This window comes from Kitasatospora sp. NPDC114501, assembly GCF_055633695.1.
In genome coordinates, this window is the sequence record NZ_JBVKDS010000002.1 from 73353 (window position 1) to 99896 (window position 26544).

Below are 26544 nucleotides of genomic sequence, written 5' to 3' on the forward strand. Positions count from 1 at the left end.
CCACACGCTGAGACGGGACCGAGGCGGAGGTGGTCCCGGGAGCCCGGGCGGTTAGGCTCTGGTCGTAACGACTCCGCAATCGTCCTGCTGACAGCACCACCGTCAGACCGGACCCTGCTTCCGCAAGGAGATGCCTCGTGCCGTCCATCGATGTCGTCGTAGCCCGTGAGATCCTCGACTCCCGCGGCAACCCCACGGTCGAGGTCGAGGTCGGCCTCGACGACGGCAGCACGGGTCGTGCCGCTGTCCCGTCGGGTGCCTCCACCGGTGCCTTCGAGGCCCTGGAGCTGCGCGACGGCGACAAGAACCGCTACTTCGGCAAGGGCGTCGAGAAGGCCGTCCTGGCCGTCATCGAGCAGATCGGCCCGGAGCTGGTCGGCTACGACGCCACCGAGCAGCGCCTGATCGACCAGGCCATGCTGGACCTGGACGCCACCCCGGACAAGTCCTCGCTCGGCGCCAACGCCATCCTGGGCGTCTCGCTGGCCGTCGCGCACGCCGCCTCCGAGGCCAGCGACCTGCCGCTGTTCCGCTACCTGGGCGGCCCGAACGCCCACGTCCTGCCGGTCCCGATGATGAACATCCTCAACGGCGGGTCGCACGCGGACTCCAACGTCGACATCCAGGAGTTCATGATCGCCCCGATCGGCGCGGAGTCCTTCTCCGAGGCCGTCCGCTGGGGCGTCGAGGTCTACCACACGCTCAAGGGCGTGCTGAAGGAGCGCGGCCTGTCCACCGGCCTGGGCGACGAGGGCGGCTTCGCCCCGAACCTGGACTCCAACCGCGAGGCCCTGGACCTCATCGTCGAGGCCATCCAGAAGGCCGGCTACGTGCCCGGCCGTGACGTCGCGCTGGCCCTGGACGTCGCCTCCTCCGAGTTCTACGAGAACGGCGCCTACCAGTTCGAGGGCAAGGACCTCACGTCCGCCGAGCTCATCGAGTACTACGCCGAGCTGGTCGCCGCGTACCCGCTGGTCTCCATCGAGGACCCGCTGGACGAGTCGGACTGGGACGGCTGGAAGGCCATGACCGACAAGCTGGGCGACAAGGTCCAGCTGGTCGGCGACGACCTGTTCGTCACCAACCCGGCCCGCCTGGCCCGCGGCATCGAGACCGGCACCGCCAACGCGCTGCTGGTGAAGGTGAACCAGATCGGCTCGCTGACCGAGACCCTGGACGCCGTCGAGCTGGCCCAGCGCAACGGCTACCGCTGCATGATGTCGCACCGCTCCGGCGAGACCGAGGACGTCACCATCGCCGACCTGGCCGTCGCCACCAACTGCGGCCAGATCAAGACCGGTGCCCCGGCCCGCTCCGAGCGCGTCGCCAAGTACAACCAGCTGCTGCGCATCGAGGAGATCCTCGACGACGCCGCCGAGTACGCCGGCCGCGGCGCCTTCCCGCGCTTCAAGCACGAGGGCTGACGCGCACGGCCCGCACGAGGGCCGGGCGCTCCCGGTAGCGCACGCCTGACCGGTGCCCCGCCGTTCACCCCGTAGGGTGGACGGCGGGGCACCGTCGCGACCAGGAGGGGATACGGGAGATGGCTGGCTGGAGGATCCCGGGCTTTTCGGCCCGGCCCCGGTTCACGAGCCGGGCGACCGTCCTCGTCCTGGTGCTCTGCTCGCTGGTGGCGATCCTCGCCTACCCGACGCGGCAGTTCATCTCCCAGCGCGCCGAGATCTCCGCCCAGCGGGCGAAGGCCGACCACGCGCGCCAGCAGGTCGAGCAGCTGCGCCGGGAGAAGGCCCGCTGGCAGGACCCGGAGTACGTCAAGGCGCAGGCCCGCGCCCGGCTGCACTACGCGGTGCCGGGGGAGACCCCGTACATCGCGGTGGACCCGGCCGGCCAGGCCGCCCGATCCTCCGGGCCCGCCGCACCCGCCTCCTCCGGCGGTACGGCGCAGGCCGCCAAGCCCTGGTACGCCAGCATCTGGGACTCGGTGGACGCCGCCGACACCGCCGCGGCGGCCCCCGCCGCCCCCCTTCCCCTCCCACCGTCCCCCGTTGGAGACACCTCCTCCCATGACCACTGAGAACCACCCCACCGTCTCCGACGCCGACGTCGCGGCCATCGCCGCCCAGCTCGGCCGGGTGCCGCGCGGCCTGCGCGGCGTGGCGCACCGCTGCCCCTGCGGCAACCCGGACGTCGTGGAGACGGCTCCCCGGCTGCCGGACGGCACGCCGTTCCCCACGCTCTACTACCTGACCTGCCCCAAGGCCGCCTCGCTGATCGGCACCCTGGAGGCGGAGGGCGTGATGAAGGACCAGAGCGCCCGGCTCGCCGAGGACCCGGAGCTGGCCGCCGCCTACCAGAAGGCGCACGAGGACTACATCGCCCGGCGCGACGCGATCGAGGTGCTGGAGGGCTTCCCGAGCGCCGGCGGCATGCCGGACCGGGTGAAGTGCCTGCACGTGCTGGTCGGCCACTCGCTGGCGGCCGGCGAGGGCGTCAACCCGCTCGGCGACGAGGCGATCGGCATGCTGGAGGACTGGTGGGCCAAGGGCCCGTGCGTCTCCCCGGCCGAGGTCGAGGCCGCCGCTGAGCGGGTCGCCCGCAACCGCGCCAAGGAGCAGGACCACGAGGCCGTGATCGCCGCCAAGGAGCAGAAGGCCGCCGAGCGCGCCGCGCGGAAGCGGGCCGCCGAGGAGGCCGCGGCGGAGCAGGAGTCCGAGTGAGCACGACCCGCGTGGCCGCGATCGACTGCGGCACCAACTCGATCCGCCTGCTGGTCGCCGACCTCGACCCCGAGACCGGCGCGATCACCGACCTGGACCGCCGGATGATCGTCAACCGGCTGGGCCAGGGCGTGGACCAGACCGGCCGGCTGCACCCGGACGCACTGGCCCGCACCTTCGCGGCCTGCCGGGAGTACCAGGAGATCATCTCCGGCTTCGGCGTCGGCCCCGAACGGGTCCGCTTCGTCGCCACCAGCGCCTCCCGGGACGCCGAGAACAGCGACGAGTACGTCAAGGGCGTGCGCGACATCCTGGGCGTCGAGCCCGAGGTGGTGAGCGGCGAGGAGGAGGCGCACCTGTCCTTCGTGGGCGCCACCAAGGAGCTGACCGGCGGTCAGTTCCCCGGCCCGTACCTGGTGTTCGACCTGGGCGGCGGCTCCACCGAGTTCGTGCTCGGCACGGACGACGTGCAGGCGGCGCGCTCGGTGAACATCGGCTGCGTGCGGCTCACCGAGCGGTACTTCGGCGACGCCGAGCTGCCCTCCGAGGAGCAGGTCGCGGCCGCCCGGGCGCACGTCCGCGCCGAGCTGGACCGGGCCGAGGAGGCGGTCCCGCTGACCGGCGCGGCCACCCTGGTGGGCCTGGCCGGGACGGTCACCACGGTGTCCGCGATCGCCCAGGACCTCCCCGGCTACGACTCGGAGGCGATCCACCACTCGCGGATCGGCCGGGAGCGGGTCGCCGAGATCACCCGGGAGCTGCTGGCCGCCACCCACGCCGAGCGGGCGGCCATCCCGTCGATGCACCCGGGCCGGGTGGACGTGATCGCGGCCGGGGCGCTGGAGCTGTTGGAGATCATGGAGCGCACCGGCGCCGCCGAGGTGGTCGTCAGCGAACACGACATCCTCGACGGCATCGCCTGGGGTATTGCCCGCTGACCCCGTGCGGGACTTACCCGAACCGGCCCCGGCACCCCTTTCAGGGGGTCGGGGCCGGGGCGCGCCCGGACCCGGGTGGGAAAGTTCGTGAATTTCTTCACATGGCGATCCGGCCATTCGCCGCACCGGCTCGCCCGCTACGTCCGAAATGCGGGACCGAAGGCCCGCCGACCGGGTGGCCCATGGGATCGCAGGTCAGGTCTCGCTTGAGGTTTGAAAATCGAAATCACGCGCGGGAACCCGGGCCCTGTGCGGATCGTTGCTGCTCAGACCGGTAGTGCTCCGGCGTGCGTCCGCGCGGGGCCGCCCAGGGGTGGGGGCCGCCGTGCCGGACCCGTTTTTGCGGCCGCGCAGTGTATCACGGGGGGTCCGTCAACTTGTGACCGGCCTCACGAAGGCTGCTCCGGACGGTGCTGGATACTTTCGGATATGAGCACCACGGAGCGTCCTCGCATCCTCATTGTCGGCGGTGGTTACGTCGGCCTGTATGCCGCGATGCGCATCCTCAAGAAGATGCGTTACGGCGAAGCGACCGTCACGGTCGTGGACCCGCGGTCGTACATGACGTACCTGCCCTTCCTCCCCGAGGCGGCCGGCGGCAACGTCGCGCCCCGCAACCTCGTCGCGCCGCTGCGCAGCGCCCTCAAGCAGGCGGAGGTGCTGACCGGGTCCGTCACCGGCATCGACCACGCCCGCAAGGTCGCCACCATCCAGCCGGCGGCCGGCGACAGCTACGAGCTGCCCTTCGAGTACCTGGTCGTCGCGACCGGCTCGGTCTCCCGCACCTTCCCGATCCCGGGTCTGGCGGAGAACGGCATCGGCATGAAGACGGTCGAGGAGGCCATCGGCCTCCGCAACCACGTCATGGCCCAGCTCGACAAGGCCGAGTCCACCACGGACCCGGAGGTCCGCCGCAAGGCGCTGACCTTCGTCGTGATCGGTGGCGGCTTCGCCGGCATCGAGACCGTCGCCGAGATCGAGGACATGGCCCGCGACGCGGCCAAGCTGTACAAGACCGTCAGCCGCGACGACATGCGCTTCGTCGTGGTCGAGGCGGCCAACCGCATCCTCCCCGAGATGGGCCCGGACCTCGGTCTGTGGACCAAGGAGAAGCTCGAGGAGCGCAACATCGAGGTCTACATCGAGACCTCCATGGACTCCTGCGTCGACGGCCACGTCATGCTGAAGAACGGCATGGAGATGGACGCCTCCACCATCGTGTGGACGGCCGGCGTGAAGCCGAACCCGGTGCTGTCCGAGTTCGGCCTGCCGCTGGGCCCGCGTGGCCACGTCGACACCGCGCCGACCCTCCAGGTCCAGGGCTTCGACTACGTCTGGGCGGCCGGCGACAACGCCCAGGTGCCGGACCTCGCCGCGGGCGAGGGCGCCTGGTGCCCGCCGAACGCGCAGCACGCCTGCCGCCAGGCCGTCGTCCTCGGCGACAACGTGATCTCCGGCATGCGCGGCTTCCCGCAGAAGGAGTACAAGCACAAGAACCTGGGTGCGGTCGCCGGTCTCGGCCTGCACAAGGGCGTGGCGATCCTCTTCGGCAAGTACAAGCTGAAGGGCCGTCCGGCCTGGTGGTTCCACCGCCTGTACCACGGTGCGATGGTGCCGACCTTCAACCGCAAGGTCCGCGTCTTCACCGACTGGACGCTCGCGATGTTCCTCAAGCGCGAGATGGTCGGCCTCTCCCAGATGGAGCGGCCGCAGCTGCCGATCCAGGAGGTCACCCCGCCCACCAAGCCCGTCGAGGCCGCCAAGCCGGCCGCCGACAAGGAACTCGCGAGCAAGTAGGCGACTGAGACCCCGGTGTGGGAGCACCGGGGTATGAGTCGGAGGCCCTCCGCCCGGCAGCGTTGCCGGACCACGACCTCCGTGGTGCTCAGCCGGCCGTGCGACCGGGCGGAGTACAGAAGTAGAAGGTCCCCTGCCGAAACTCTCCGGCAGGGGACCTTTCTCGTCGCGGGACCGGTCAGTCGGTCTTGATGCTCGACAGGATGTCCAGCTTGGACGCCCGGCGGGCCGGCCAGATCGCGGCCACCAGGCCGACCACCCCGGCCAGCGCCAGGAACAGCGCCAGCTGGCCGTACGGCAGGACCGTGGTCAGCCCGGAGAGGCTGGACTTCAGGGTGCCGTTGATCGCCCAGGCGATGAAGCAGCCGAGCAGCAGGCCGATGCCGGCGCCGAACAGCGAGATCACCACCGACTCCAGACGGACCATCCGCTTGATGCCGGAGCGGTCCAGGCCGATCGCCCGCAGCATCCCGATCTCGCGCTTGCGCTCGAAGACCGACATCGCCAGCGTGTTGACCACGCCCAGGATCGCGATCAGGACCGCCATCCCCAGCAGGCCGTACATCAGGTTCAGCGCGAAGGTGATGGTCTGGCTGAACTCGTCCCGGACGTCCTGCTTGGACTTCACGTCGATCACCGGGTTGGCGCCGGTGGCGTCCTTGAGCGCCTGCTTGAGGCCGTCGGTGGCGCCGTCCCGGCCCTTGACCAGGACGTCGGAGATGTACGGCTTCGGCTCGTGCTTGGCGATCTCGCTGTTGGCCAGCATGGCCGGGCCGAGCATGCCGCCCGACTTGTAGACGCCGCCCACGGTGAGCTGGCCGGTGGACTCGTCCGGGAAGGCCACGTTCAGCACCGAGCCGGTGGTGGCGTTCAGCTTCTTGGCGGCGTCCTCGTCGAGCAGCAGCTGCCCCTTGCCGAAGCCGGCGGTGGAACCGCTGGTCAGCTCGACGTCGGCGAGCTGGTCCAGGACGGCCGCGTCCAGGCCGTTGACCGTCTTGGTGGTGCCGTCGAGCTCCCAGTACGCGGTCGTCATCGCCGAGGAGGCGGCGACCCCGGGGGCCTTGGCGATCTGGGCGGGCACCTGCTCGGACAGGCTCATGCCGTTGGCGGCCCCGACGATGTAGTCGGCCTTCATCGAGCTGGTGACGGCCCGGTCGACGGTGTCGTTGACCGATGCGCCGATCACCGTGAGGCCGGTGACCAGGGTCAGACCGATGGTCAGCGCGGCGGCGGTGGCCGCGGTGCGGCGCGGGTTGCGCACCGCGTTCTGCTGGGCGAGCCTGCCCGGGGTGCCGCCGAGGCCGCGCAGCAGCGGGCCGACCAGCGCGACCACCGGACGGGAGAGCAGCGGCAGCAGGACGAACACGCCGATCAGGGCCAGGAAGGCGCCCAGGCCGACCGGCAGCCGGCCGTCGGAGTTGCCCAGCGAGGCGCCGTAGCCGATCAGCGCGAGACCGCCGCCGGCGAGCACCGAGCCGATCGTGTTGCGGACCACCAGGCTCTTCTGGGAGACCGGCTGGTCGCCGCTGCTCATCGCGGCCACCGGGGCGATCCGGGAGGCGCGCATGGCGGGCAGCAGGGCCGACATGACCGTCACCACGATGCCGACCACGACCGTCACCACCACGGTGAGCGGCTTGATCACCAGCGAGCCGTTCGGCATGTTCTCGTTCAGCGAGCCGATCAGCGACTGCATCCCGGCGCCGATCCCGATGCCGGCGAGCAGGCCGGCCACCGCGGAGACGGTGCCGATCAGCAGGGCCTCGATCAGTACGGACCGGGTGACCTGCTTGCGGCTGGCGCCGATGGCGCGCAGCAGGGCCAGCTCCTTGGTGCGCTGGGCGACCAGCATGGTGAAGGTGTTGGCGATGATGAAGATGCCGACGAAGAGCGAGATGAAGGCGAAGACCAGGAGCATCGTGCGCATGCTGCTGGTGCCCTGGGTGATCAGCTCCTGCTCGTCGGCCTTGAGCTTGGCGCCGGTCTCGACGTCGAACTGGTGGCCGGACGGCACCTTGGGCTGGACCTCGGCGAGCAGCGCGTCCTGGCTGGTGCCGGCCTTGGCGGTGAGCACGATGCTGCTGAAGCGGCCCGGCTCCAGCAGGGTCTGCTGGGCGGTGGCCTTGTCGAACAGGGTGAGCGTGCCACCGGTGTTCACGACCGGGTCGTCGGTGGTGAAGACGCCGGTGAGCTTCGCCTCGACGACCGGGCCGTTGGCGGCGACCCGGACGGTGTCGCCGACCTTGTAGCCGCCCTTGTCGGCGGTCTTCCGGTCGAGCGCGACCTCCTTGGCGGCCTTCGGGCCCTGGCCCTCGACCATCGGGTAGCGCGGGTCCTTGCCGTCCTGGCCCGGCGCGAAGTTGGCACCCTTGGCGGCCCAGACCTGGCCGATCAGGTCGCCCTTCCGGTCGGCGACGCCGGTGAAGCCGCTGACCACGCCGCGGGCGCCGGCGGTGCCCGGCAGGGCGGCCAGCTGCTGGACGGTGGCGTCGGTGAGGGTGGCCGAGCCGCCCTCGCTCTTCTGCCGGGCGGAGGCGTTGGAGCCGGCGGCGCGGTCCACCACCTGGACCGAGACGTCGGAGTAGCTCTTGGAGTTGCTGTCCCGCATGGCCTTGCCGAAGGTGTCGGAGAAGACCATGGTGCCGGCCACGAAGGCGGTGCCGAGCATGACGGCCAGAGCCGTCATCAGCAGGCGGCCCTTGTGGGCCAGCACGTTGCGTAGTGCGGTGCGATACATGGGGTGTCCTGGGAAGGGGGTCGGTGAGCGGGCTACGGCTGCGGCGGGGTCAGCTGGTGCGGCCCTTGGCGTCGAAGCGGCGCATGCGGTCCAGGACGGTGTCGGCGGTGGGGTTGTGGAGCTCGTCGACGATCCGGCCGTCGGCGAGGAAGACGACGCGGTCGGCGTAGGAGGCGGCGACCGGGTCGTGGGTGACCATGACGACGGTCTGGCCGAGTTCGCGCACGGAGTTGCGCAGGAAGGAGAGGATCTCGGCGCCGGAGCGGGAGTCGAGGTTTCCGGTGGGCTCGTCGGCGAAGATGATGTCGGGCTTGCCGGCCAGGGCGCGGGCGCAGGCGACGCGCTGCTGCTGGCCGCCGGAGAGCTGTGAGGGGCGGTGGCTGAGGCGTCCGGAGAGGCCGACGGTGTCGACGACGCGGTCCAGCCAGGGCTTGTCGACCTTGCGGCCGGCGATGTCCATCGGGAGCGTGATGTTCTCCAGGGCCGTCAGGGTGGGGAGCAGGTTGAAGGCCTGGAAGATGAAGCCGATGTGGTCGCGGCGCAGCTGGGTGAGCTGCTTGTCCTTGAGGCCGACGAGCTCGGTGTCGCCGATGGTGGAGGAGCCGGAGGTGACGGTGTCGAGGCCGGCCATGCAGTGCATCAGGGTGGACTTGCCGGAGCCGGAGGGGCCCATGATGGCGGTGAACTCGCCCTGGGGGAACACCACGCTGACGTTGTCGAGGGCGACGACGCGGGTCTCCCCCTCCCCGTAGACCTTGTTCAGGCCGGTGGCTCGGGCGGCCGCCAGGCCGGTGCGGACGGCGGTTGCGGTCGGCGTGGTCACGGGGTGCTCCTTGTGCTCGCGGATTCGTACCTCCATGTTCCTCGATGTGATCATGGTTCTGCGTCGCTCCGCCGGACGGTTGGCCCTACCGCCGCTGGGCGTAGGGGAGGGGTGGGCCCCTCCTCCTGCGGTATGACGTGAACCCTGAGGTGGAACGGATGGCCGGAACGGATATCCTTCGTGGCCGAATCCCGGACAGATCGTCAGATGGCAAGGAAACATGACAACTTCCCGGGCTGGGAACATGCGAAAGGGTGAGCCGGGCGACTAGGCTCAGGGTGGTTTCGCAGACGCCCGGATGGTGGAACGCAGACACGGGCAGCTTAAAACTGCTTGGCCGCGAGGCCGTGCCGGTTCGAGTCCGGCTCCGGGCACCGATTCACCCGGCGGGGGCGCCGACGTCGTCCCCGCCGGACGTTGTTCACCGGATCCTCCTCGCGGCGTATCCCGGAATTTTTGCCAAGCCATTACCCTTGTGCAATGGAGCGGTGCAGTGCCGCCACGGAGGGAATGAGCAATGAGAAGCAGCAACCCGGTCTTCTCGCGGGAGGGGTCCTTCACCCGCGACACCGGCTACGCGGGGTTCGGTAACACCGCGCAGGCCGGGAGCCCGTACGGCAACAACCCCTACGCGGGGACGCCCTACGCCCAGCAGCCGCAGGGCCAGGCCCCGATGACGGACGAGCAGCTCTACGAGCTGTACAACGGCCCGTCGGCCGGTCCGGCGGCCACCGGGCGGATGACGCTGGACGACGTGGTCGCCCGCACCGGCATGACGCTGCTGACCCTGGTCGCCGCGGGCGCGGTGGCCTGGTTCGCGCTGCCGTTCGAGAACTTCGGCTTCGCGATCGCCGCCAGCCTGGTGGCCATGGTCGTCGGCCTGGTGGTCTCGTTCAAGCGCAGCGTCAGCCCGCCGCTGATCCTGACCTACGCGGCCCTCCAGGGCTTCGCGATGGGCGCCGTCTCGCACGCCTTCAACACCATGCTGAACGGCATCGTGATCCAGGCCGTGCTGGGCACCGCGGCGGTCTTCGCGGCGATGCTGTTCGCCTACAAGAGCGGCCGGATCCGGGTCACCGCGCGCTACCAGCGGATCGGCATCGCGATCGCCATGGGCTTCGTGCTGCTGATGCTGGTCAACGTGGTCGCGATGGCCTTCGGCGCCGACATGGGGCTGCGCTCCGGCCCGCTGGGCATCGTGGTCGGCCTGATCGGCATCGGCCTGGGTGCCTTCTTCCTGTCGCTGGACTTCGCGGAGATCGAGACGGCCATCGCCCAGGGCGCCCCGCAGCGGGAGTCGTGGCGGGCCGCCTTCGGGCTGACCCTGTCGCTGGTCTGGATCTACATGGAGATGCTGCGCCTGATCGCGATCCTGCGCGGCGACGACTGACGGTCCCTCCCGCCGTGAACCACTGCCGCCGGGCCCCGGAGCACTCGCTCCGGGGCCCGGCGGCTTTCTCGCCTAGGCTCGCTGTCATGCATGACGTAGAGCCCCTGGTCGAAGCTGTCGACAAACTGGCGGATCGTTTCCGCTCGCTGCCGCAGAGCAAGCTGCTGGGCGCCGTGCCCGGGCACCCCTCGCGGGCGGCGGCCGCGCTGGAACTGGCCCGGCGGCTGGCCGCGGCGGCGCTGGCGGCCGAGGGCGGTCCGCAGCGGGAGCTCCCGGACGCCGGGGCCTTCGCGGCGGGGGACCAGCTGGCCGTCGCCGGGCACGACCTGGCGGCCGCGCTCGCGGCGCTGCCGGAGGGCGCGGAGGTGGCGCTGCCGGACGGGCCGGTGGCGGCGGCCGAGGTGCTGGCCGGGGCGGTGGCCGCGGTGCGGGAGACGGCGGCGCTCTGCGGCTGAGCCCGGACGGGCGCGCGGCGGACGGGGCCGGACAGGCCGAAGGCCGGTCGGGTCGTAACCCCTGACCCGGGCCGGCCTTCGGCGCGCTGTGGTCCGCGCGCCGGTGAGCTGGTGTCAGATGCTGGCGACCACCCGGTCGGCCAGCACGTACACGGCCTCCTCGTCGGTGGAGAAGGTCAGCGAGTACGAGCCGGAGAAGCGCGAGCCGCCGAGCAGCCGGACGTGCTCACCGGCGCGGACCGCGTCGATCAGCCGGTAGGCGGCCTCCCGGTCGCCCGGGGCCACGCAGAGCGTGGTGCCGTCGGCGAAGGCGTACACGTCCAGGGTGCCCAGCGGGCCCGGGCGGACGTCGACCAGGGCGACGGCCTCCTCGGCGAGGGTGGCCAGCCGGGTGTCGGTCCACTCCCGGGACGGCGCCTGGCTGGGCACGAAGTCGGGGTGCGAGGGGTGGCGGCGCGGGTCGGGCGCGGCGGCGACCGGGGCCTCCTCGACGGCCGGGTCGGTGTCCAGCAGCCCGGCCTCCAGGCCGGTGGCCAGCAGGTCGGCCTCGCGGCGGGCCCGGGCCTCCTTGGTCTCGCCGGCCGGGTGGCCGGGGCGCAGCGGCACACCGCCGTCGCTGCCGGGCTCGGCCGGGGCGGAGCCGCCCTCGCTGATCAGGTCCTCCAGCGCGGAGCGCAGCGCCTCGCCGAACTCCGGGTCCATCGTCCCCGCGTTGTCGACGGCGTCCTGCGGGCCGGTGGGGCGGGGGAAGAAGAGCGGCCACTCGTCGGTGCCGGCGAACGTGCCGGAGAACGGCGAGTCGAACAGCGGGGCGTCCTCGGCCGCGCGGGCCTCCTGCTCGGCCCAGAACGCCCGGGCCTCGGTGATCTCCCGCTCGCGGTCGGCGGCCAGCGCCTCGGCGACGGCCCGGCGTATCGCGGCCTCGTCCACCGGTGCGGGCGCGGCCGGGGCCGCGGCCTGGGCGTCCAGTCGGCGGGAGAGTCCGCGGAGGTGCAGCAGCACGGCGGTCGACACGGTGATCAGGACCAGCAGCAGGATGGTGTAGACGGCGCTCACGGAACGTACTCCTAGCGAGGAGCGGAACGGGGTTACGTGTCCACACTGCCGCATCCGGGGGTGTTACCGCAGTGGCGAATGTCCAATTGGTCCGGGACTTTCGCTCTTGTCCCCAAATTGTTAGGTAACACCGTTCTACGCAGTGGAGTTGATCCGCTCCGCAGTGTCGATTTCCGGGCCGGAATCGAAAGAAAAGAGGGCCGGATCGACCTCGCGGTGTGATCCGGCCCTCAATTACGCTGCGTCACTCCAAATGGGTGGTCCAGACCCTTCGGAAAGTGTCCGGAGGGTCAGCTGAGGCGCTCGAGGACCATCGCCATGCCCTGGCCGCCGCCGACGCACATGGTCTCCAGGCCGAACTGCTTGTCGTGCCACTGCAGGGAGTTGATCAGGGTGGTGGTGATCCGGGCGCCGGTCATGCCGAAGGGGTGGCCGACCGCGATCGCGCCGCCGTTGACGTTCAGCTTGTCCAGGTCGACGCCGAGGTCGCGGTAGGACGGGATGACCTGGGCCGCGAAGGCCTCGTTGATCTCGACCAGGTCGATGTCGCCGATGGTCAGGCCGGCCCGCCGGAGCGCCTGCTTGGAGGCCTCGACCGGGCCGTAGCCCATGATCTCGGGGGAGAGCGCGCTGACGCCGGTGGAGACCACCCGGGCGAGCGGGGTGATTCCGAGCTCGCGGGCCTTGGTGTCGGACATGACGACCAGCGCGGCCGCGCCGTCGTTCAGCGGGCAGCAGTTACCGGCGGTCACGGTGCCGTCCGGGCGGAACACCGGCTTCAGGCCCGAGACGCCCTCCAGGGTGACGCCGGCGCGCGGGCCGTCGTCGGTGCTGACCACGGTGCCGTCCGGCGTGGTGACCGGGGTGATCTCGCGCTCCCAGAAGCCGGCCTTGATGGCGGCCTCGGCGAGGTTCTGCGAGCGGACGCCGAACTCGTCCTGCTCGGCGCGGGTGACGCCCTTGAGCGCGGCCAGGTTCTCGGCGGTCTGGCCCATCGCGATGTAGGCGTCCGGCACCAGGCCGTCCTCGCGCGGGTCGTGCCACTCGCCGCCGCCCTCCTCCGCCCGCTGCTTGGTACGGGCCTGGGCCTCGTCGAACAGCGGGTTCATGGTGCCCGGCAGGCCGTCGGAGGTGCCGTTCACGCTGCGCGAGACGGTCTCCACGCCGGCCGAGATGAAGACGTCGCCCTCGCCCGCCCTGATCGCGTGCAGCGCCATCCGCGTGGTCTGCAGCGAGGAGGAGCAGTAGCGGGTGACGGTGGCGCCGGGCAGGTAGTCCATGCCCATCTGGACGGCCACGATGCGGGCCAGGTTGTGGCCCTGCTCGCCGCCGGGCAGGCCGCAGCCCAGCATCAGGTCGTCGATCTGGCGCGGGTCGAGCTGCGGCACCTTGGCCAGGGCGGCCTGGATGATGTGGGCGGTCAGGTCGTCGGGGCGGACGTCCTTGAGCGAGCCCTTGAAGGCCCGGCCGATCGGCGAACGGGCGGCGCTGACGATGACGGCTTCGGGCATGGCGGGCTCCTCGCTGGGTGACGGCGGACCTGACGTCCGGGAGGAAAGTTACCGCCTGGTAGATCAGGCGTCACCCGCGCCGGCGTGTGAGCTGGCCGACGTGTTCCCGGGGGCCGTACCGGCTTCCTTCCCGTTCTCCGGGCCGGGCAGACGGATCCGCAGCCGGTGCCTCAGCTGGGCCCAGCGGCGGCCCGCGCCCTCCGTCGGCACGGCCGCCACCTCGGTGCCCTCCCGGCCGGCCGCCGCGGCGGCGGCCACCGCGACCGGCAGCACGGTGCCGCCCGGGACGGCCGCGGCCGGGCGCTCCTCCTCCGGCCAGAGCCCGAGCACGGCGCAGACCGAGGGCAGCACGGCCATCGCGGCGGTCGCGTAGCCCTGGGCGGAGGGGTGGTAGCGGTCGGCGGCGAACATCTCCGGGCGCGCGGCGAACTCCGGGCCCAGCAGCGAGCCCAGCGAGACCGTCCGGCCGCCCGCCTCCACCACCGCGATGGTCTGCGCGGCGGCCAGCTGGCGGCTCAGCCGGCGGGCCACCCAGCGCAGCGGCGGCCGCACCGGCTTGATCGTGCCGAGGTCCGGGCAGGTGCCCACGACCACCTCGCAGCCGTTGGCGCGCAGCGCGGCGACGGCCTCGCCGAGCTGGCGGACGGCCAGCTGGGCCGGGCTGTGCCGGGTCACGTCGTTGGCGCCGATCATGATCACGGCGACGTCCGGGCGGTGCGGCAGCGCCTGCTCCAGCTGGCCGGAGAGATCGGCGGAGCGGCCGCCGGAGCGGGCCACGTTGACCAGCCGGACCGGGCGCTCGGCCACCGAGGCGAGGCCGGCGGCCAGCAGCGCGCCCGGGGTCTCACCGGAGCGGGCCACCCCGAGGCCGGCGCCGGTGGAGTCGCCGAGGACGGCCAGGACCAGCGGGGCCTGCGGGGCGGCGGCGCGGTCGGCGAAGGCCTCCCCGTAGACGCCGTCGGCCCTGGGCGGGTGGGTCTCCAGGACGCCGATGGCCTGGACGGCGAGTTTGCTCTCGGTCAGCAGCAGGCCGACCAGGCCCACCCCGAGCAGTCCGAGCCCGCCGCCGCCGTAGGCCGCCGCGGTGGCGATCCGACGGGCCACCCGGGCCCGCGAGTCCTGTGCCCCTGGCATCCGGTGCCCCCTTCCCGTGCTCCGGCCGGCCCCCTCGGGGCCACGGCAATGCCTGCACAGCGCTCTTACCCGCGCACGGGGCGGGAGTACCGGAGGCACCGGCGGGGGTGGGCCATTGGGGGTGGTGTGCCGGAGGGGAACCACGGGGCGGTTGCCACGCCCTACGCTTTGCAGTACCGAAAAGCACTCGCACGCCCAGAGACCGGGAGGACCCCCGTGCGGTACCACAATTCGATCATCGATCTGGTCGGCAACACACCGCTGGTCAAGCTGAACAAGGTCACCGAGGGCATCAGCGCGACAGTGCTGGCGAAGGTCGAGTACTTCAACCCCGGCGGTTCGGTCAAGGACCGCATCGCGATGCGCATGATCGAGGCCGCGGAGGCCTCGGGCGCCCTCAAGCCGGGCGGCACCATCGTCGAGCCCACCTCCGGCAACACCGGTGTCGGCCTGGCGATCGTGGCCCAGCAGAAGGGCTACAAGTGCATCTTCGTCTGTCCTGACAAGGTCTCGACCGACAAGATCAACACCCTGCGCGCGTACGGCGCCGAGGTGGTCGTCTGCCCGACCGCCGTCGCCCCGGAGCACCCGGACTCGTACTACAACGTCTCCGACCGCCTGGTCCGGGAGACCCCGAACGCCTGGAAGCCGGACCAGTACTCCAACCCGGACAACCCGGCCTCGCACTACCACTCCACCGGCCCGGAGCTGTGGGAGCAGACCGACGGGAGGATCACCCACTTCGTGGCGGGCGTCGGTACCGGCGGCACCATCTCCGGCACCGGCAACTACCTGAAGGAGGCCTCCGGCGGCAAGGTCAAGGTGATCGGCGCCGACCCGGAGGGCTCGGTCTACTCGGGCGGCACCGGCCGGCCGTACCTGGTCGAGGGCGTCGGCGAGGACTTCTGGCCGACCGCCTACGACCGCTCCGTCGCGGACGAGATCGTCGCCGTCTCCGACAAGGACTCGTTCCAGATGACCCGCCGCCTGGCCAAGGAGGAGGGCCTGCTGGTCGGCGGCTCCTGCGGGATGGCCGTGGTGGCCGCGCTGGAGGTGGCCAAGAAGCTCGGCCCGGACGACGTCGTGGTGGTGCTGCTGCCGGACGGCGGCCGCGGCTACCTGTCGAAGATCTTCAACGACGACTGGATGGCCGACTACGGCTTCCTGCCGTCCTCCACGGACGAGGCGCACATCGGCGAGGTGCTGGCCCGCAAGGAGTCCATCGAGCAGGGCGGCGTCCCGCAGTTCGTCCACATGCACCCGAACGAGACGGTCGCCGAGGCGGTCCGGGTGCTGCGCGAGTACGGCGTCTCGCAGATGCCGGTGGTCTCCCCGGGGGCCGGGCACCCGGACATCATGGCCGGCGAGGTGATCGGCTCGGTGGTGGAGAAGCTGCTGCTGGAGGGCATCTTCGCCAAGGAGATCGAGCTCACCGACACGCTGGACAAGGTGATGTCCAAGCCGCTGCCGGTGGTCGGCTCGGGCGAGACCGTCACCAACCTGATGACAGTGTTGGAGAAGGCCGACGCGGCCGTCGTGCTGGTCGAGGGCAAGCCGCAGGGCATCGTCACCCGCCAGGACCTGCTGGGCTTCCTGACCGGGCGCGCCCAGCACTGACCCGCGGCCGGCCCCGACCGGGCGTCAGCGATCCGGCGTCACCGACCCGGCGTCACCGACGTCCCGTCACCGACGTCCTGTCACCGCCACGCCGTCGTACCGCCCTTCCGCGGATGGATGCGGAGGATTCGTCCACGGGGGAAGTGGTACACCGGCGTCACCTGTCCGCAGCACGTGGTTAACACGGCTCGGGCATCGTAGTGGTCAACGGCAGGACGCCGAGTGAGGCGACGGCAACCGTTCGGGAGCGGCTCCCCGGCGGTCGCGGTCGGCTCCCGGACACACCGGGCGGCCCTGACCCGGCCGCTGTGTCCTCCGTCGCGGGAGGCGCCGTCGTCCCGCCCCTGCCCGGCTCCGGCCGGCTGACAGGGTGCGGCGGCTCCCGCGGCAGCACCGCGCCGCACGGCGCGGGTCCCCGTGGCTCCCGGGTGGGGGAGCCGGTGCGGGGAACGGTAGGGCCGGTCCTTCTCCGAGGGGCCGGCCCTTCCGTTTGCGCCGTTCGCGCTGTTCATGCTGTTCGTGCCGGGCGCGCGGGGTGTGCGCCGGGCGGCCGCCCGTGCCGCACGCCGGGCGCGGCCGTCCCGTACGCTCGCACGCATGACCAGCACTGAAACGACCGACCAGGACGCCCCGCGCTACGTCCGGGTCAAGATCGAGCTCATCGCGGAGATCACCGACGAGGGCGCCCTCAAGGCGGCCGCGCTGGAGGCGGTCACCGCCGACGAGTACCTCGACGACGAGGAGCGCGCCCAGTCCGTCGAGGCCATCGAGGTCGACCCGTCGGGTTCGCTCGCCCACTTCATCGACCCCGTCGCACTGCTGGGCGAGGTGCCCGGCGTGGAGCTCGCCTCGGCGACCTGGGAGTCGGCGCAGACCGAGTTCGACCCGGACAACGAGGAGTGGGACGAGTACCAGGTGGACGAGTCCGCCGAGTAGGACCCGATCGCCGGTCGACGGCGTCCGCCGTCACCACCCCTGAACGCCCGGTCCGCCTCGCGGACCGGGCGTTTCGTCCCTGTTCGGTGGGAAGTTGGGTCATCTCATACGATCGCTTACCCTTCGGTGATGGAACCGTGAACGGGCGGATTGCGTTTCTGTATCCGTAATGCCCGGGATGATCAGCAGGGAGACGCGACGTGACGGCACGGGACGGTCAGGGACGGGCGGCCGGAAGCAGCTGGAGCCGGCGCGGGGTCCTCGCCGGACTGATCGGTGCACCCGTCCTGCTGCTGGCGGCCTGCAACGACGACAGCGGCGGCAGCGGTAGCGGCGGTGGCAGCGGGTCCGGCTCCGGCTCCGGCGGAACGGGCGGCACCCCGGGCTCCGGCGGTGCGAGCAGCGCCCCGAAGACCTCGACCGCGGTCATCACCGTCACCCCGGCCGACGGCGCCGCCTCCGCGAGCTTCAGCGAGCCGGTCAAGGTCACCGTCGCCAACGGCACCCTGAGCAGCGTCAAGGTCACCGACACCACCGGCAAGGAGCTGGCCGGCCAGCTCTCCGCCGACAGCACCAGCTGGACGTCGGCCGCCGCCCCCGCCAGCGGCACCAAGTACACCGTCGCCGCGACCGCCTTCGACAAGGACAAGCTGGAGGCGGACTCCAACGCCGTCTTCACCACGGCGACCCCGGCCAACACCTTCGTCGGCTACTTCACCCCCGAGGACGGCTCGACGGTCGGCGTCGGCATGCCGGTCTCGATCAACTTCAGCAAGCCGATCACCGACCGCAAGGCCGTCCAGCAGGCGATCACCGTGATGGCCGAGCCGGGGGTCGAGATCGTCGGCCACTGGTTCTCCAGCACCCGCCTCGACTTCCGGCCGCAGGACTACTGGGCCAAGGGCACCAAGGTCACCCTCAAGCTCCGGCTCAAGGACGTCGAGGGCGCCAAGGGCGTGTACGGCACCCAGTCCAAGGACGTGAGCTTCACCATCGGCCGGGCCCAGACCAGCGTCGCCGACCTCGCCACCAAGAAGCTCACCGTCACCACCGACGGCCAGGTCAGCGCGGTGTACAAGATCTCCGGCGGCTCGCCCGAGCACACCACCTGGGGCGGCAAGATGGTGATCTCCGAGCAGTACACCCAGACCCGGATGAACTCGCAGACCGTCAACCTGGGCAGCGAGTACGACATCGCGGACGTGCCGCACGCCCAGCGACTCAGCACCTCCGGCACCTTCATCCACGGCAACTACTGGTCCTCGCCGTCGATCTTCGGCGGCCAGAACACCAGCCACGGCTGCATCGGCCTCCAGGACGCCAAGGGCGCCCAGGACACCGGTACGGACGGCTACAAGTTCTACAAGTCCTCGATGATCGGCGACGTGGTCGAGGTCGTGAACTCCGGTGACAAGACGGTCGCCCCGGACAACGGCCTGAACGGCTGGAACATGGGCTGGGCCGCCTGGAAGGCCGGCAGCGCCGTCTGACCCGGCTCCCCGGCCCGGTCGGAAGGACCCGGTCGGAAGAACTCCTCGGAAGAACTCCTCGGGCGGACCGAACCCCACGGCCCGCCCGAGGAGTCGGACAGGTGTGAAACGCGAGCGGAGACAGCGCCAGGACGACGAGTTCAGCGCGTTCGTGGCCGGCTACGGCCACCGGCTGCTGCGGCTGGCCGAACTGCTGACCGGGGATCCGGAGCGGGCGAAGGACATCGTGCAGTCCGCGCTGGAGCGCGCCTACCTGAACTGGCACCGGATCACCTCGGACGATCCGAGCGCCTACGTCCGCCGGATCGTGGTCAACCAGCACCGCGACTGGTGGCGCCGGCTGCGCAACCACGAACTGCCCACCGAGCGGACCCCAGACCAGCCGTTCGCCGAGGACCTGGCCGAACGGCTGGCCGAGCGGGCCCTGCTGCACCAGGCACTGGGCACCCTCACCCGCCGGGAACGGACGGTCGTCGTGCTGCGGTACTACGGGGACCTCGCCGAGGCCGACATCGCGGCCGAACTGGGCATCGCCCCGGGCACCGTGAAGAGCACCCTGCACCGGGCGATGGCCAAGCTGCGCGCACTCCCCCAACTCGCCGACCGCTCCGGCGGCGCGGCGGACCCCACGACGCGCATCGAGGTGACGGTATGAGCTTCGAGAACCGGCTCGGCGAACTGCTCAAGGACGAGGACCCGTACGTGATCGGGCCGGACCCGGTGCCGATCATCGCCGCCGCCCGGCGCCGCCGGGCCAGGCGCAGAGCCGGGACCGGGGCGGCCGCCGTGGCGGTGGCCCTGGTCTGCGGGATCACCGCGGTGACCGTCGGAGGCACCCGGTCGGCCGGGCGGGTCGCGGGCGGGCCCGCACCCGCCGCGGCTCCCCCGGTGGGGGCGGCCTCCCCGTCGCCCGTCACCGCGTCGCCGACCGCCACGGCCGTCACCCCCGCCGCCCCGCAGGCGACCCCGAGCAGGCCGCCGCTCTCGCCGGTGTGGAGGGTCGCCGCCGGGCAGGAGGTCGAGCCGGTCACCGGGTTCCGGCTGTCGGTGACCGCGACCAAGAGCTGCCAGGACGCCGTCGACCGGACGACCGACGACTACCAGGGCCTGTCGTGCGTCGACCTGAGCGGCCCCGAGATGCCGGTCGAAGGGCCCGGCATCCTGATGGATCTCAGCCGGACGTCCGACCGCCTCCTCGTGCACGGCTTCTACCTGGGCCCGAACCCGGCCAGGATCATGGTCTTCGAGGGCGGCCGGGTCACCGTCGCCACCCTGCTCATCACCGCGGGCATGAAGGACTGGGTCGGCTACTACGCCGTCCTGCCGATGGTCGAACCCCCGCCGGAGCCGGGTTGGAAGGCGCCCGCCGTCGGGGCCTACGACACCGACGGCAGGCTGCTGGCCGGTCGCGCCGGCCACACGGTGGACGGTGCCGAGGAGCAGCCGCCGGCCGTGCTCTGAGCCGACCGGTCCGCCGTCGACCGGTCCGCCGTCGATCGGCTCACCGCTTCGCGTAGTCCGCGAAGCCCTGCCAGTCGACGATCACACAGGGCTCCGGACCCACCGTCCAGGCGTCGTGCCCGGGCGGGCAGACCATGAAGTCGCCGGGGCCGATCTCGGCCTCCTGGCCGTCGTCCATGACGATCTTCATCCGGCCGGAGACCACGTACCCGGCGTGGGCGGCCTGGCAGCTGTCGGTCCCGGCGATCGGCTTCACGTGCTTGGACCACTGCCAACCCGGCTCGAACACGGCCCGGCCCACCGGGCCGCCGTCCAGGTTGACCAGCTTCAGCTCCCCCTTGCCCTCCTCGAACGGGCGGACCTCCTCGGGATCGTCGAAGTTCCGCTGGTAGAGACCGGACATGGCGCACTCCTCTCCCACGAGGACGGCCCGGCCACCAGCGGGTGGCCGGGCCGGCCCTGCTGGCCCTTCCAGTCTGCGCCCCGATCGGGGACGGGTCACGTTGAGTGGCCGCTCCAGGGGGGCGGGCCCGGGGCGGGAGGTCAGCCCTGGGTGCGGGCCACGCCGATCGGGCAGGAGGCGCCGGTGCCGCCGAGACCGCAGTAGCCGTTGGGGTTCTTGGCCTCCGACAGGTACTGCTGGTGGTACGGCTCGGCCGGGAAGAACGGGCCGGCCGGGGCGATCTCGGTGGTGATCGGGCCGTAACCGAGCGCGGTCAGCGACGGCTGGAAGGCGTCCCGGGTGGCCGCCGCGGCCTCGGCCTGGGCGGGGGAGTGGGTGTAGACGGCGGAGCGGTACTGGGTGCCCACGTCGTTGCCCTGGCGGTTGCCCTGGGTCGGGTCGTGCGCCTCCCAGAAGGTCTTCAGCAGGCGCTCGTAGGAGATCACCGCCGGGTCGTACACCACCCGGACCGCCTCGGTGTGCCCGGTCAGCCCGCTGCACACCTCCTCGTACGTCGGGTTGGGGGTGTGGCCGCCCTGGTAGCCGACCAGCGTCGTCCAGACGCCGGGCAGCCGCCAGAAGGTGCGCTCGGCGCCCCAGAAGCAGCCCAGACCGAAGTCGGCCACCTCCAGGCCCTCCGGGTACGGGCCGGGCAGCGGGTGCCCGAGCACGGTGTGCGGCTCGGTCAGGGTGAAGGCCGGGGTCGGCCGGCCGGGCAGCGCCTGGTCGGCGGGGACGAGCGAGGTCTGGTGGCGGTTGAACAGCACGGCCTGCTCCAGCGGGTCGGGAATCCTGGCGCAGGGTCCAACGCGGACGGCGGCCGCCGGATTCCGGGAGCCGCCCCGGGCCCCGGACGGCGCGGCGGCGGCCCACCGCACCCCCGCTCCCACCTGCGGATTCGTCCCGGTTTCCGGTTCGTGCGGGCATGGCGGCATTCGCACACTAGGCTCGGAGCCATGACCGAGCACCAGCTTCCTCAGGGCTTCGAGACTCTCGCCATCCACGCGGGTCAGGAAGCAGACCCCCAGACCGGGGCCGTCGTCACGCCGATCTACCAGGTGTCCACGTACAAGCAGGACGGGGTGGGCGGCCTGCGGGGCGGCTACGAGTACAGCCGCAGCGCCAACCCGACCCGCACCGCGCTGGAGGAGTGCCTCGCGGCGCTGGAGGGCGGCGCCCGAGGCCTCGCCTTCGCCTCCGGCCTCGCCGCCGAGGACACCCTGCTGCGCACCGTCCTCAAGCCGGGCGACCACATCGTCATCCCCAACGACGCCTACGGCGGCACGTTCCGGCTGTTCGCCAAGGTGCTGACCCGCTGGGGCGTCGAGTTCTCGGTGGCCGACACCCAGAACCTGGCCACCGTCCGCGAGGCGCTGCGCCCCAACACCCGCGCGGTGTGGGTGGAGACCCCGTCCAACCCGCTGCTGGGCATCACCGACCTGGCCGCGCTCGCCGAGATCGCGCACGGCGCCGGCGCGCTGCTGGTGGTCGACAACACCTTCGCCAGCCCGTACCTCCAGCAGCCGATCTCGCTCGGCGCGGACGCGGTCGTGCACTCCACCACCAAGTACATGGGCGGCCACTCGGACGTGGTCGGCGGTGCGCTGGTGCTGGCCGACGCGGCCCTCGGCGAGGAGGTCGCCTACCACCAGAACGCGATGGGCGCCGTCTCCGGCCCGTTCGACGCCTGGCTGGTGCTGCGCGGCATCAAGACGCTGGGCGTCCGGATGGACCGCCACAGCGCCAACGCGGAGAAGGTCGCCGAGCTGCTGGCGAGCCACCCGAAGGTCAGCCAGGTGCTGTACCCGGGCCTGCCCGAGCACCCCGGCCACGACATCGCGGCCAAGCAGATGAAGGCCTTCGGCGGCATGGTCTCGTTCCGGGTCGCCGGCGGCGAGGAGGCGGCCGTCGAGGTCTGCAACCGCGCGCAGCTGTTCACCCTCGGCGAGTCGCTCGGCGGCGTCGAGTCGCTGATCGAGCACCCGGGCCGGATGACCCACGCCTCGGTGGCGGGCTCGGCCCTGGAGGTGCCGTCCGACCTGGTGCGCGTCTCGGTCGGCATCGAGTCGATCGACGACCTGCTGGCCGACCTCAAGCAGGCGCTCGGCTAAGTCCGGTGGGGCCCAGCGGCCCCGAACTGGCCCTGCTGGTCAGCCGTGTACGACTCCATCGCGAGGTTGAAGCGGGCCAGCAGGGCGCAGAACGCGCGCTGTTCCTCCGGCGGCCAGTCGGCCACCAGGCGGCGGGTCAACTCGGCCCGGCCGTCCCGGACTTCGGTGAGCCGGCCAGCGCCGTGCGAGGTCAGCGCGAGTCGTACGGCACGACGGTCGGCCGGGTCCTGCACCCGGCCGACCAGCCCGGCGGCGACCAGCGGGGCGACCTGGCGGGTCACCGTGGAGGAGTCCACGCCCAGCGCCTCGGCCAGCGCCTTGACGTTGGCCGGCCCGTGCCGCTCCAGCCGGTCGAGCAGCAGGTAGGCGGCCCGGTCCAGCGCCCCGACCCCGCCGCCGGAGGTCCGGACCTGCTCCATGCGGCGTGCGAACACCGCCAGCTGGTACTGGAGTTGGGTGTGCACGGGGTCGGTGCGGTCGGTGGCCTGGGGCGAGGTCGTCGTCATCGCGGCTCACGATCGTCGTGCGGTGAGGGAGGCTCAGAACCAGCAGGGTACGCGGGCCGGGCGGGCCCGGGAACAGGACCGGCATCCCGGATTGCCGCCGCCCCCGCCCGTAGGCTGACGCCATGCGCAACTGGCCGATCACCCTCGACGACGTCCGCGGTGCCCAGAAGATGCTCGCCGGGGTCGCCAGGGTGACCCCGATGGAGGGCAGCCGGCACCTCTCCGGGCTGATCGGCGCACCGGTCCACCTGAAGTGCGAGAACCTCCAGCGCACCGGGTCCTTCAAGCTGCGCGGGGCGTACGTGCGGATCGCGGGACTCTCGCCGGTGCAGCGGGCCGGCGGGGTGGTGGCGGCGAGCGCCGGGAACCACGCCCAGGGGGTGGCGCTGGCGGCCGCGCTGCTGGGCGTGCGCTCCACGGTGTTCATGCCGGTCGCGGCGCCGTTGCCGAAGGTCGCGGCCACCCGGGACTACGGCGCCGACGTGCGGCTGCACGGTGCCACCGTGGACGAGGCGCTACAGGCCGCGCAGCAGTACGCGGACGCGACCGGCGCGGTGTTCATCCACCCCTTCGACCACTGGGACGTGGTCACCGGCCAGGCGACCGTCGGGCTGGAGATCCTGGAGCAGTGCCCGGAGGTGCGGACCATCCTGGTCGGGGTGGGCGGCGGCGGGCTGCTGGCCGGGATCGCGGCGGCGGTCAAGCCGCTGCGGCCGGACGTCCGGGTGGTCGGGGTGCAGGCGGCCGGCGCGGCGGCGTACCCGCCCTCGCTGGCGGCCGGGCGGCCGGTGTCGCTGGAGCACTTCGCCACCATGGCGGACGGGATCATGGTCGGGCGCCCCGGCGACATCCCGTTCGAGGTGGTCAACACGCTGGCGGACGGCATCCGCACGGTCTCCGAGGACGCGCTGTCGCGGGCGCTGCTGCTCGGGTTGGAGCGGCTGAAGCTGGTGGTCGAGCCGGCCGGGGCGGCCCCGATCGCGGCGCTGCTGGAGCAGCCGGACTCCTTCGAGGGCCCGGTGGTGGCGGTGCTGTCCGGCGGCAACATCGATCCGCAGCTGATGCAGCGGGTGCTGCGGCACGGGCTGGCGGCGGCCGGGCGCTACCTGTCGCTGCGGGTGCGGCTGGCCGACCGGCCGGGCGCGCTGGCGGACCTGCTGGGGGTGCTGACCAGGGTGGACGCCAACGTGCTGGACGTGGCGCACGTGCGGATCGACCCGCGGCTGGGGTTGACCGAGGTGGAGGTGGACCTGCACCTGGAGACCAAGGGGCCGGAGCACTGCGCGCTGGTGGTGGGGGAGTTGCGGGACGCGGGGTACGTGGTCTCCGAGTGAGCCCGCTCCCCTTGACGCGATATATCGCGTACTGGAAGACTCGCGATACATCGCGTTCTGGTCCCACGGGTCGGGAATCGAGTCGCCCGCATGCCCGGAAACAGGGCAGAGTGGGACAGATCGCCCCATAACGTTCGAGGAGATGAGGCAAGGCCATGGCGCCAGCCATCCAAGCCGAGAACCTGGTGAAGACCTTCGGCGACGTACGAGCCCTGGACGGCGTCAGTCTCGACGTCCCCGAGGGAACGGTGCTCGGGCTGCTCGGCCCGAACGGCGCCGGGAAGACCACCACCGTGCGGGTCCTCACCACCCTGCTCCGTCCCGACTCCGGCCGCGCGGTGGTCGCCGGGGTCGACGTGCTCAAGCACCCCAACCGGGTCCGCAGCCTGATCGGCCTCTCCGGCCAGTACGCGGCGGTCGACGAGTACCTGACCGGCTTCGAGAACCTCACCATGGTCGGCGAGCTCTACCAGATGAGCAACCGCGCCGCGAAGGCCCGCGCGCTGGAACTGCTGGAGTGGTTCAACCTCACCGAGGCCAAGGACCGCACCGCCAAGACCTACTCCGGCGGCATGCGCCGGCGCCTGGACCTCGCCGCCGCGCTGGTCGTCCGGCCGCCGGTGATGTTCCTGGACGAGCCGACCACCGGGCTCGACCCGCGCAACCGGCTCGCGCTCTGGGAGGTCATCGAGACGCTGGTCGAGCAGGGCACCACGCTGCTGCTCACCACCCAGTACCTGGAGGAGGCCGACCGGCTCGCCCACGACATCGCGGTGGTCGACCACGGCCGGGTGATCGCCCGCGGCACCGCCGACCAGCTCAAGGCGCAGATCGGCGGCGAGCGGATCGAGGTCGTGGTGCACGAGCCCGGCCTGGTCGCCGACGCCGTCGCCGCGCTCTCCGGCTACGCGCTGGGCGAGCCGACGGTGGAGAGGAACACCCGCCGGATCACCGTGCCGATCAGCGGCGGCGCCCGGGTGCTCGCCGACGCGATCCGCGAACTGGACTCCCGCGGGATCGAGATGGACGACATCGGGCTGCGCCGCCCGACCCTGGACGACGTCTTCCTCACCCTCACCGGCCACGTCGCCGAGGAGCGGACCGAGGAGGAGGGCGCCCCCGGCCCGGACGGACGCGGCCGGGGCAAGGGCGGCGCGAACGGGTCGGGCCCGGACGAGCAGGCGGCCGTCGCGGCCGGGAAGGAGAGCTGAGATGGGCACCGCCACCGAGCACGCCATAGGCCCGGCGATGCCCCGGCAGCGCCGGGGGGCCGCCGCCGCCCTGCACGACTCCTGGGTGGTCGCCAAGCGCAACCTGCGCCGGATGACCCGCATCCCGGAGATCGTGGTCTTCGGGCTGATGCAGCCGGTCATGTTCGTGCTGCTGTTCTCGTACGTGATGGGCGGGGCGATCAAGATCCCCGGCGCGAGCTCCAGCTCGGACACGTACATCCAGTTCCTGATGGCCGGCATCTTCGCCCAGACCGTCACCTTCGCCGTCGCCGGCGCCTCGGCGGGCATCGCGGAGGACATGAGCAAGGGGCTGGTGGACCGGTTCCGCTCGCTGCCGATGGCCCGGTCGGCGGTGCTGGTCGGCCGCACCCTCGCGGACCTGTGCCAGACCGCGTTCACCCTGGTCGTGCTGGCGCTGGTCGCACTGCTGGTCGGCTGGCGGATCCACGAGGGCGCGCTCAAGGCGCTCGGCGCCTTCGCGCTGCTGCTCCTGCTCGGCTACGCCTTCTCCTGGATCGGCGCGCTGATCGGGCTGTCGGTGCGCAGCCCCGAGGCGGCCACCTCGGCCGGGCTGATCTGGCTGTTCCCGCTGACCTTCGTGTCCAACGCCTTCGTGCCGGTCACCTCGATGCCGGGCTGGCTCCAGGGGGTCGCGTACTGGAACCCGTTCAGCGCCACCGTGCAGGCCTGCCGGGTGCTGTTCGGCAACCAGATCGGGCCGGTGGACAACGCCTGGCCGATGCAGCACGCGGCGCTGGTGTCGGTGCTGTGGTCGGTCGTGATCACCGCGGTGTTCTCCTGGCTGGCGGTGCGCAAGTACCGCTCCTCCACCGCCTGACCGGACACCGTCCGGAACGTGCGAGGCGGCCGCGGAAGTCCCGGACTTCCGCGGCCGC

General features: G+C 72.0%; 23 protein-coding genes, 1 tRNA gene and 1 pseudogene. 17 read left to right on the top strand and 8 right to left on the bottom strand.

Annotation, left to right across the window (positions count from 1 at the left end):
- Positions 1 to 137: 137 nt before the first annotated feature.
- The 5 genes and pseudogenes from eno to ACZ7RU_RS03915 all read left to right on the top strand — a co-directional run bounded on the left by eno (position 138) and on the right by ACZ7RU_RS03915 (position 5413).
- Positions 138 to 1424, top strand: a complete 1287-nt coding sequence (gene eno / locus ACZ7RU_RS03895; protein WP_470339368.1) for a phosphopyruvate hydratase — start codon at positions 138 to 140, stop codon at positions 1422 to 1424.
- A 119-nt stretch (positions 1425 to 1543) separates the two neighbouring features.
- Positions 1544 to 2035, top strand: a complete 492-nt coding sequence (locus ACZ7RU_RS03900; protein WP_470339369.1) for an FtsB family cell division protein — start codon at positions 1544 to 1546, stop codon at positions 2033 to 2035.
- Positions 2007 to 2540: pseudogene (locus ACZ7RU_RS03905) on the top strand (DUF501 domain-containing protein); the annotation flags it as partial. The gene ACZ7RU_RS03900 and the pseudogene ACZ7RU_RS03905, both read left to right, overlap by 29 nt.
- A 134-nt stretch (positions 2541 to 2674) precedes the next feature.
- Positions 2675 to 3616, top strand: a complete 942-nt coding sequence (locus tag ACZ7RU_RS03910; protein WP_470339370.1) for a Ppx/GppA phosphatase family protein — start codon at positions 2675 to 2677, stop codon at positions 3614 to 3616.
- Positions 3617 to 4045: 429 nt separating this feature from the next.
- On the top strand, positions 4046 to 5413 hold the full coding sequence (locus tag ACZ7RU_RS03915) for an NAD(P)/FAD-dependent oxidoreductase (RefSeq protein WP_387749608.1): 1368 nt from the start codon (positions 4046 to 4048) through the stop codon (positions 5411 to 5413).
- 178 nt (positions 5414 to 5591) lie between these two features.
- Here ACZ7RU_RS03915 and ACZ7RU_RS03920 read toward each other — a convergent pair whose 3' ends face one another.
- On the bottom strand, positions 5592 to 8150 hold the full coding sequence (locus ACZ7RU_RS03920; RefSeq protein ID WP_470339371.1) for an ABC transporter permease: 2559 nt from the start codon (positions 8148 to 8150) through the stop codon (positions 5592 to 5594).
- A gap of 49 nt (positions 8151 to 8199) precedes the next feature.
- A complete protein-coding gene (locus ACZ7RU_RS03925) occupies positions 8200 to 9009 on the bottom strand; it encodes an ABC transporter ATP-binding protein (RefSeq protein ID WP_470339372.1) in 810 nt (269 codons plus the stop codon).
- A gap of 256 nt (positions 9010 to 9265) precedes the next feature.
- Between ACZ7RU_RS03925 and ACZ7RU_RS03930 the strand changes: the two genes are divergently transcribed.
- From ACZ7RU_RS03930 to ACZ7RU_RS03940, 3 genes are all read left to right on the top strand, one after another.
- Positions 9266 to 9347: transfer RNA gene (locus ACZ7RU_RS03930), tRNA-Leu, on the top strand.
- 143 nt (positions 9348 to 9490) lie between these two features.
- A complete protein-coding gene (locus ACZ7RU_RS03935; protein WP_470339373.1) occupies positions 9491 to 10363 on the top strand; it encodes a Bax inhibitor-1/YccA family protein in 873 nt (290 codons plus the stop codon).
- 86 nt (positions 10364 to 10449) lie between these two features.
- Complete coding sequence (locus ACZ7RU_RS03940; protein WP_470339374.1) at positions 10450 to 10818, top strand: hypothetical protein; 369 nt, start codon at positions 10450 to 10452, stop codon at positions 10816 to 10818.
- 114 nt (positions 10819 to 10932) lie between these two features.
- Here ACZ7RU_RS03940 and ACZ7RU_RS03945 read toward each other — a convergent pair whose 3' ends face one another.
- The 3 genes from ACZ7RU_RS03945 to ACZ7RU_RS03955 all read right to left on the bottom strand — a co-directional run bounded on the left by ACZ7RU_RS03945 (position 10933) and on the right by ACZ7RU_RS03955 (position 14519).
- Positions 10933 to 11874: a hypothetical protein gene (locus ACZ7RU_RS03945; protein ID WP_470339375.1), complete on the bottom strand. Its 942-nt coding sequence runs from the start codon at positions 11872 to 11874 to the stop codon at positions 10933 to 10935.
- A gap of 290 nt (positions 11875 to 12164) precedes the next feature.
- Positions 12165 to 13385, bottom strand: coding sequence for an acetyl-CoA C-acetyltransferase (locus tag ACZ7RU_RS03950; RefSeq protein WP_470339376.1), 1221 nt, complete (start codon positions 13383 to 13385; stop codon positions 12165 to 12167).
- 63 nt (positions 13386 to 13448) lie between these two features.
- Positions 13449 to 14519 carry an SGNH/GDSL hydrolase family protein gene (locus ACZ7RU_RS03955; protein ID WP_470339377.1) on the bottom strand — a complete coding sequence of 357 codons (1071 nt, stop codon included), beginning with the start codon at positions 14517 to 14519 and terminating at the stop codon, positions 13449 to 13451.
- 216 nt (positions 14520 to 14735) lie between these two features.
- Here ACZ7RU_RS03955 and ACZ7RU_RS03960 point away from each other — a divergent pair, with 216 nt between their 5' ends.
- From ACZ7RU_RS03960 to ACZ7RU_RS03980, 5 genes are all read left to right on the top strand, one after another.
- Positions 14736 to 16136, top strand: coding sequence for a cystathionine beta-synthase (locus tag ACZ7RU_RS03960; RefSeq protein ID WP_470339378.1), 1401 nt, complete (start codon positions 14736 to 14738; stop codon positions 16134 to 16136).
- A 597-nt stretch (positions 16137 to 16733) separates the two neighbouring features.
- Positions 16734 to 17072 (top strand): hypothetical protein, encoded by a 339-nt coding sequence (locus ACZ7RU_RS03965; protein ID WP_387749632.1) that lies wholly within the window; start codon positions 16734 to 16736, stop codon positions 17070 to 17072.
- A 200-nt stretch (positions 17073 to 17272) separates the two neighbouring features.
- A complete protein-coding gene (locus tag ACZ7RU_RS03970) occupies positions 17273 to 18562 on the top strand; it encodes a L,D-transpeptidase (RefSeq protein ID WP_470339379.1) in 1290 nt (429 codons plus the stop codon).
- 103 nt (positions 18563 to 18665) lie between these two features.
- On the top strand, positions 18666 to 19217 hold the full coding sequence (locus ACZ7RU_RS03975) for a SigE family RNA polymerase sigma factor (protein WP_470339380.1): 552 nt from the start codon (positions 18666 to 18668) through the stop codon (positions 19215 to 19217).
- Positions 19214 to 20023: a hypothetical protein gene (locus ACZ7RU_RS03980; protein ID WP_470339381.1), complete on the top strand. Its 810-nt coding sequence runs from the start codon at positions 19214 to 19216 to the stop codon at positions 20021 to 20023. Before ACZ7RU_RS03975 ends, ACZ7RU_RS03980 begins: the two co-directional genes overlap by 4 nt.
- A 40-nt stretch (positions 20024 to 20063) precedes the next feature.
- Here ACZ7RU_RS03980 and ACZ7RU_RS03985 read toward each other — a convergent pair whose 3' ends face one another.
- Complete coding sequence (locus ACZ7RU_RS03985) at positions 20064 to 20426, bottom strand: cupin domain-containing protein (protein WP_470339382.1); 363 nt, start codon at positions 20424 to 20426, stop codon at positions 20064 to 20066.
- Between the two features lie 140 nt (positions 20427 to 20566).
- Positions 20567 to 21232, bottom strand: coding sequence for a peptide-methionine (S)-S-oxide reductase MsrA (gene msrA / locus ACZ7RU_RS03990; RefSeq protein ID WP_470339383.1), 666 nt, complete (start codon positions 21230 to 21232; stop codon positions 20567 to 20569).
- A 189-nt stretch (positions 21233 to 21421) separates the two neighbouring features.
- Here msrA and ACZ7RU_RS03995 point away from each other — a divergent pair, with 189 nt between their 5' ends.
- On the top strand, positions 21422 to 22576 hold the full coding sequence (locus ACZ7RU_RS03995) for a cystathionine gamma-synthase (protein WP_470339384.1): 1155 nt from the start codon (positions 21422 to 21424) through the stop codon (positions 22574 to 22576).
- Here ACZ7RU_RS03995 and ACZ7RU_RS04000 read toward each other — a convergent pair.
- Positions 22573 to 23082, bottom strand: coding sequence for a MarR family winged helix-turn-helix transcriptional regulator (locus ACZ7RU_RS04000; protein ID WP_470339385.1), 510 nt, complete (start codon positions 23080 to 23082; stop codon positions 22573 to 22575). The two genes, ACZ7RU_RS03995 and ACZ7RU_RS04000, sit on opposite strands and share 4 nt — an antisense overlap.
- 122 nt (positions 23083 to 23204) lie before the next feature.
- Here ACZ7RU_RS04000 and ilvA point away from each other — a divergent pair, with 122 nt between their 5' ends.
- The 3 genes from ilvA (at position 23205) to ACZ7RU_RS04015 (ending at position 26486) form a co-directional block, all read left to right on the top strand.
- Complete coding sequence (gene ilvA, locus ACZ7RU_RS04005; protein WP_470339386.1) at positions 23205 to 24416, top strand: threonine ammonia-lyase; 1212 nt, start codon at positions 23205 to 23207, stop codon at positions 24414 to 24416.
- Positions 24417 to 24571: 155 nt separating this feature from the next.
- The gene (locus ACZ7RU_RS04010) at positions 24572 to 25627 is read left to right on the top strand and encodes an ATP-binding cassette domain-containing protein (RefSeq protein ID WP_470339387.1); all 1056 of its coding nucleotides are present in this window, start codon (positions 24572 to 24574) and stop codon (positions 25625 to 25627) included.
- A gap of 1 nt (position 25628) precedes the next feature.
- On the top strand, positions 25629 to 26486 hold the full coding sequence (locus ACZ7RU_RS04015) for an ABC transporter permease (protein ID WP_470339388.1): 858 nt from the start codon (positions 25629 to 25631) through the stop codon (positions 26484 to 26486).
- The last annotated feature ends 58 nt before the right edge of the window (positions 26487 to 26544 follow it).